Below are 6,525 nucleotides of genomic sequence, written 5' to 3' on the forward strand. Positions count from 1 at the left end.
GGGGGGCAGCGGCGTTTTGGTGCGGGTCAGCGGTTTGGCCGCCCATGATTTCGTTGGTGATTCAGTTTTCAGCCGGCCGCCATGCCGGCAGCGTTTTGCGCAACGGTTTGTCTTGGCGGTAACCGAGCACATATTCGGCCTGCATGATCGTATGAATTTCCCGTGTTCCTTCGTAAATGACCGGCGCTTTCGAGTTGCGCAAGTAGCGCTCGACCGGGTATTCGTTCGAATAGCCGTAGGCGCCATGGATTTGCACGGCATCGTCGGCCGCCTGGTTCGCGTAGTCGCAGGCGATCCATTTGGCGAGCGATGTTTCTCTCGTGCAACGCCGGCCTTCGTTTTTGAGAAAGCCGACTTTGTAAACGAGCAGGCGGCTGATTTGCAAACCAGCTTCCATGCGGGCGATCATTTGCTGGACGAGCTGATGGCGGCCGATTTCTTTGCCGAATGTTTTTCGTTCGTGGCAGTATTTAACGCTCGCCTCAAGACATGCCATAATGAGGCCGACCGCGCCGGCGGCGACGGTGAAGCGGCCGTTGTCAAGCGCTGACATGGCGATTTTGAATCCTTCGCCTTCTTCCCCGAGCAAGTTTTCTTTCGGGACGCGGACGTTGTCAAAAAACAGCTCGCCCGTATTGCCAGAGCGGATGCCAAGTTTCCCTTTAATCGGGCGCGACGAAAAGCCGGGCATCGTCCGTTCGACGATAAAGGCGGAAATGCCGCGGTGCTTTTTCGATTTGTCCGTATAGGCGAATACGAGAAAATGGTCAGCGATGTCAGCGAGGGAAATCCATGTTTTTTGTCCGTTTAAAATGTAGTCATCTCCGTCGCGGACGGCTGTCGTCTGGATGGAAGCGACGTCCGAGCCGGCGTTTGGTTCAGTGAGGCCGAACGCGCCGATTTTTTCCCCGCGGGCTTGCGGGATAAGGTATTTTTGTTTTTGTTCCTCAGTTCCCCATTGCAAAAGAGTGAGGCTATTGAGTCCGGTGTGGACCGACACGGCGGTGCGAAACGCCGTATCGCCGCGCTCAAGCTCTTCGCAGACGATGGCAAGCGAGTTGTAGTCCATGCCCATGCCGCCGTATTCTTCCGGGATGCACACTCCCATTAAATTGAGCTCGGCGAGCCGTTTGAAAATGTTGCGGTCGAATTCGCCGCGTTCGTCCCATTCTTTGATATACGGCATGATCTCTTTGTCGACGAATTTGCGCACCGTTTGCCGGAGCATTTCTTGTTCCGGTGTAAAGTCGAAGTTCATCATCGTTTCCATCCCCCTATGCATCCGTTGTTGTGTAAAGGCGGTTTCCATTGCATGCCAGTGCACTGGCGGGCGTTCAGCCGGCCGTTTCCAGAAACTTTGTCTTCGCGTTGGTTATGGCGATTCGTTATCGTTGCCTTCGGCTTCTGGATCGTTTTGCCACCTGGTTTCGGCTTCGTTGTTATGTTCGCCGGCGAGCGGCGGCGGCAGCCGGTAGGAGACCGGTGTCCCAGACAGCTTGAGCGGGCTGGCGACAAGTTTCAGCGGACCGACGGTTGGGTGGTGCATGGTGACCGTCATATGACGCGCGTCGGTTTGCGGATGGCGAAACAGTTCGTCCATCGTTTGCACCGGGCCGCACGGGATCCCTTTTTCAGCGAGAAGGCGCTGCCATTCGGCGCGCGTCCGCCGCTTGATTTCTTCATTCAGCCGCCGGTTTAGTTCGTCCCGATGGGCGACGCGGCCTGGGTTTGTCTGAAAACGCGGGTCAGACCCGATCGAGCGGTCGGACAATAGCGAGCAAAGCGCCTGAAATTGCCGGTCATTGCCGACGGCGATGACGATCGGACCGTCGCTTGCCTCGTACGTTGAATACGGAACGATGTTCGGATGCTCATTGCCAAGCGGCTGCGGAATGTCACCTGACATTAAGTAGTTCGCCGCCACATTCACCAATGCACTGACAGCGCAGTCAAAGAGCGATAAATCAATTTTTTGTCCGCGCCCCGTTTCTTCACGAGCCAAAAGCGCCGCTTCGACGGCGATGGCCGCATACAACCCTGTAAACACGTCGGTGACGGCCACTCCCACTTTGAGCGGGCCGGTGTCCGCGGTGCCGTTGATGCTCATCCAGCCGCTCATCGCCTGAATGATGTAGTCGTAGCCGGGAAGCGAAGCGAGCGGACCGGTTTCGCCGAACCCGGTGATCGAGCAGTAGATGAGGCGCGGGTTGAGGCGGGACAGCGCTTCATAGTCAAGCCCCCATTTGTCCATCGTCCCGGTTTTGAAATTGTGGATGACGACATCGGCTGTCTCCGCCAGACGGCGAACGGTTTCCCGCCCTTGTTCTGTTTTTAGATCGACGGTTACACTTCGCTTGTTGCGGTTGACGGCCGTGTAGTAGGCGCTCATCCCATTTTGGAACGGCGGCCCCCAAAACCGGGTGTCGTCCGACCCGCCCGGCGCTTCGATTTTGATGACATCGGCCCCTAAATCGCCTAAAATCATCGTCGCATACGGGCCCGCCAATACGCGCGACAAGTCAAGGACGCGCACGCCATCAAGCGCTCCCGCCATTCGTTTCCCCCCCTTTCCTGACATGCAAAAAGCCGGTTCCCAGGCAAGGTAAAGACAGGAACCGGCTTGAACGGACTGAGAAGGCATTCCGGCGCGGAAATGCCGTCAGGCCGCACAGTTCTTTTTCAATAATATGGAAGGCAAACATAGCGATGAATGCTGCCGTGACGGGTAGCGAAGTCAATGAACAGTGATGCCAGCCGTCTGATCTGCCGGGCGGTGAAGCGGGCAGGAGACGACTCGATACATTTATTATAAAATATTGTTTGATAATTGTAAATAATCTAACTTGTATAAAAAACATCCGCCAGCCTTAATCGGCTAGCGGAGGGAAGTAAAGATGCGCTTCGCTGCGTTGACGGCGTAGCGGCTGCCGCCGTCGTTTTCCACCCCTTCGATCAACAGGGCAAGCAACAGATCACGGCGGTCGGCCGGGTAGGCAACGAACAAACCATTTTCCTTTCCTTGTGTTCCTTTTTCCTGCTTCAGCTCGGCGGTCCCGGTTTTGCCGGCAAGCGGAATAGATTTGATGTAAGCATCATGAGCCGTTCCGTTCGGATCAGCGACAACACGGACTAAATCGCCGGCGACGATGGCGGCTGTCTGGCTGGAGATGACGCCTTGTTTCCAGACGGTTTTCGGTTGGCCTTTTTCGAGCACCGGTTGAAGCAAATCACCTCCCGTTACAAACGGGGTGTAGGCAGCGGCAAGGTGAAGAATGCTCATTTGCATTTCCCCTTGTCCATAGGCAGTATCGGCCAGTTGTGGTCCCGTTTTCAAGCTCCCGCTATTGGAAAAACGCGACGCCGGAATTGGGTACGGAAATGGTGGCTTTTCTCCAAACCCGAATGAGCGAAGGCCGGACTCCATCCGTTCCGGGCCGAGCTCGAGGCCGGCCATGGCAAAGTAGATATTATCAGAGTAAACAAGGGCTTTGGTCAGGTCGACGCGCTCCGGTCCATCGTGGACGCGGGTGATGAAATAGTTGCCCCATGAACGATCCGGCTGCCAACGTCGGCCGTGAATCGTTTTTGTTTCTTTTGGCGTGATGGCGCCTTGTTCAAGAGCGATGGCGGCAATAATTGGTTTGATGGCTGATCCCGGTGCATAGGTCGCAGCAAAGCGGTTAACGAGCGGGCGGAGCGGGTCATTTTGCCATTTTGCGTATTCCGATGATGAAAGGCCGAGCACGAACCGGTTTGGATCAAACGACGGGGAACTGACAAGTGCCAAAATTTCTCCCGTTTGCGGATGGATGGCCGCCGCTGTGCCGGCGCGACCTTTCATTTCGCGGTAAATGGCCTGCTGGACTTTGGCGTCAATCGTTACCGCAATCGTTTCGCCGTCTCTCGGCTTTGTTTCTGCGATGGTCACGGTCGATCCGTCCGCTTTTTCGATATAAAGGCGGGCTCCGTCATGGGCGCGCAGTCGCCCTTCCCAAAGCTCCTCAAGACCGCGTTTCCCAATCCGGGAGGTTGGCGAGTAGCCTTCATCTTTCTTTGCCTCCCATTCTTCTTTCGTGATCGTGCCCACATACCCGACTAAATGAGCGGCTGCTGCGCCAAGCGGATATTCCCGTTCGGGCGTTTCTTTAACGGCGACGGCTTGGATGCGGCGAGCTTCCTCAACCCGCTTATCAGTTTTCGACACCTTTTGAATCGGTACGAAATAATCGGGACGCACCCAAGGCGCGTTTAGCTTTTCTGTAATTATTTCGGGCGAAACGCCAAGCAGCGAGGCAAGCTTCTGTTTGATGGTTTCCGCATTGTCGCCCATTTGCCCTGGAATTACTCCGATCTCATATGCCGTACCGTTCATGGCAAGCGGCTGGCCGTTGCGGTCGATAATTTCTCCCCGTTTTCCCGGCGTGATGTTCAGCCGCACTTTGTCATTGGGGCCAAGCTGTGGGAAAATATAAGACGGATCCCACTTTATGCGCCATTGTTCTTTGTCATTGGATTGTTCTTTGACAAGCTTTGCCTCGTGGCGAAACTGCACGGGCCCGGCGACTGTGTCCATTTTTACGGAAAACGGCAAGGAGATTTCCGTTTTGTCACCGTCTTTTTTATCAGTTTGAACAGGGACTGGGGCAACGGATAAGTGAGACACCTGGATGTCGCCGTAAATTTTTTTATAGCGGTCAACAAATTGCTCTTTGCCGACTGTTTTTTTCGTTTCTTCTGAGAGCATGTCGTACATTTTCGCAAATTGCTGTTTCGTCCAGTAGGAGGTGTACGTTTTTAATGCATCGTGCGGCGATGGCGGTTTGCTGCAGGAGAAAAGTGTGATTGCTAAAAACGAAATGAGAGCCAACACCCAACGAACATTCCCCATATGTTTCCAATCCCCCTTTTTCTGTTCTCTTTCCACTATATCATGGACAGGAAATATGATCCAACGAAAAGGATGATGGGAAAACATTGCTGTCCAAGGCCAAAAGGGGGGCAACATTTGCCCGTGTTCAGATATAATTGTAAAGAAAGGGGAATCGATGAGATAAGGAAGTGATGGAGCATGTTTCATGTTTTAGTGACGACAGACGCCAACTATCTGCCGCCGCTGAAAGTGTTGATGCACTCATTATTTTGCCATAATCGCCGCCCATTCAGATTTTACTTGTTATATTCACGTATTAGTGGGGAGGAGATTGAGGCGCTTGGCGAGTTTGTTCGCCGGCAGGGGCATGAGCTGGTGCCGATTTACGTTGATCCAGAACTGTTTCATGATGCGCCTGTTTTCCGCCACTATACGGTGGAGATGTATTACCGTCTGGCGGCGCATTTGTTTTTGCCGCCAGATGTCGACCGTGTCTTGTACCTTGATCCGGATATTGTGGCGATCAACCCGATGGATGAGCTGTATGACATGGATTTTGAAGGGAACTTGTTCATTGCGGCTGAGCATACCCATTCGACGAAGGTGGCAAACTTGTTCAACAAGTTGCGGTTAAAAACGCCGAACGCGAAAGGGTATTTCAACACGGGTGTGATGATGATGAACATTGCGATGATGCGCGAACACGTTCGGCTTGCGGACATTTACCAGTTCATTCGCGACAACCGGTTCAAGCTTGTTCTTCCTGACCAAGACGTCTTAAACGGGTTGTACTGGGACAAAATTAAACCGGTCGACTGCTACCGCTACAACTACGACGCACGCTATTATGACTTTTTGCAGCTTTTGCCCAACCCGAAACACGATTTAGCTTGGATTGAGGAAAACACCGTTTTTATCCATTATTGCGGCAAGGAAAAACCGTGGAAAGACCATTACAAAGGGGAGTTGGGGCGGTTTTACAAACGGTACAGCCAAGTGTTGGAGCTCGAGGGCGAGGCGACGGTGTAGCGTGGCTTGAGAGACGCGTTGAACAAAGAAAGTCTCTCACTCCAAGCAAAGCGAAGCGGAAGCGGTTCACAGGAAAAAGGCGCCCCATCAAAGCGGGCGCCATGTTCGATTACTGTTTGCGCTCTTGCCGGCGGATGCCGGCTGCCGCAGCGCGTGCCTGTGCTTCAAGGTCTTCATGGTCGGCAAATTCTGCCGAGTATTCCACATCGATGCCGTCAGATTTCAGCTGTTTCGGCACTTGCGGCAAAGTCGCCTTGTTTTTGTCGCGTGTTCGTTGTCCGCGAGAACGGCCCATCATCCATGCCCCCTATAGAGAAGTGTGAATCGTACGATTCAATCATTAGGATGGCATGGACGGCGCCAGCGTATAAATAGCAATCGTTTCTAGTGGCGCGCCTTTTTGGCCGTATAGCCGCCCGCTTGGTCCGCCATTTTAAAATCGCGGGCATAGCTTACTTCTTGGGCGCTTGTCAGCGTATGCTTCGCTTTTTCGCGTTTTCGTTTTTCCGCCATCGCTTGTTCCCTCGCTTTGCATCTATATTCCTTTAATTCCATTTTGCGCAAAACCAGCCGTTTTTATGCTTGACACTCCACACGCCTAAAGGGCGTGGGATTCTTGGGTCGTT

Annotated in this window: 6 protein-coding genes; 1 reads left to right on the forward strand and 5 read right to left on the reverse strand. The window is 53.5% G+C overall.

Going from position 1 to position 6,525, the window contains the following annotated elements:
* Nucleotides 1–61: 61 nt before the first annotated feature.
* The 3 genes from ETR37_RS13610 to ETR37_RS13620 all read right to left on the reverse strand — a co-directional run bounded on the left by ETR37_RS13610 (nt 62) and on the right by ETR37_RS13620 (nt 4,888).
* Nucleotides 62–1,261, reverse strand: a complete 1,200-nt coding sequence (locus ETR37_RS13610; RefSeq protein WP_015373960.1) for an acyl-CoA dehydrogenase family protein — start codon at nt 1,259–1,261, stop codon at nt 62–64.
* A gap of 111 nt (nt 1,262–1,372) precedes the next feature.
* A complete protein-coding gene (locus tag ETR37_RS13615) occupies nt 1,373–2,554 on the reverse strand; it encodes a CaiB/BaiF CoA transferase family protein (RefSeq protein ID WP_129447390.1) in 1,182 nt (393 codons plus the stop codon).
* A gap of 321 nt (nt 2,555–2,875) precedes the next feature.
* A complete protein-coding gene (locus ETR37_RS13620) occupies nt 2,876–4,888 on the reverse strand; it encodes a penicillin-binding transpeptidase domain-containing protein (RefSeq protein ID WP_015373962.1) in 2,013 nt (670 codons plus the stop codon).
* Nucleotides 4,889–5,068: 180 nt separating this feature from the next.
* Between ETR37_RS13620 and ETR37_RS13625 the strand changes: the two genes are divergently transcribed.
* Complete coding sequence (locus ETR37_RS13625; protein WP_129447391.1) at nt 5,069–5,899, forward strand: glycosyltransferase family 8 protein; 831 nt, start codon at nt 5,069–5,071, stop codon at nt 5,897–5,899.
* A gap of 109 nt (nt 5,900–6,008) precedes the next feature.
* Here ETR37_RS13625 and ETR37_RS13630 read toward each other — a convergent pair whose 3' ends face one another.
* Both ETR37_RS13630 and ETR37_RS13635 read right to left on the reverse strand, forming a co-directional pair.
* Nucleotides 6,009–6,194: a YfhD family protein gene (locus tag ETR37_RS13630; protein ID WP_011229952.1), complete on the reverse strand. Its 186-nt coding sequence runs from the start codon at nt 6,192–6,194 to the stop codon at nt 6,009–6,011.
* A gap of 89 nt (nt 6,195–6,283) precedes the next feature.
* Nucleotides 6,284–6,412, reverse strand: coding sequence for a YfhE family protein (locus ETR37_RS13635; protein WP_013146323.1), 129 nt, complete (start codon nt 6,410–6,412; stop codon nt 6,284–6,286).
* Nucleotides 6,413–6,525 lie beyond the last annotated feature (113 nt).

Origin of the sequence: Geobacillus sp. PK12 (genome assembly GCF_004123125.1) — a bacterium.
Lineage (GTDB): Bacteria > Bacillota > Bacilli > Bacillales > Anoxybacillaceae > Geobacillus > Geobacillus zalihae.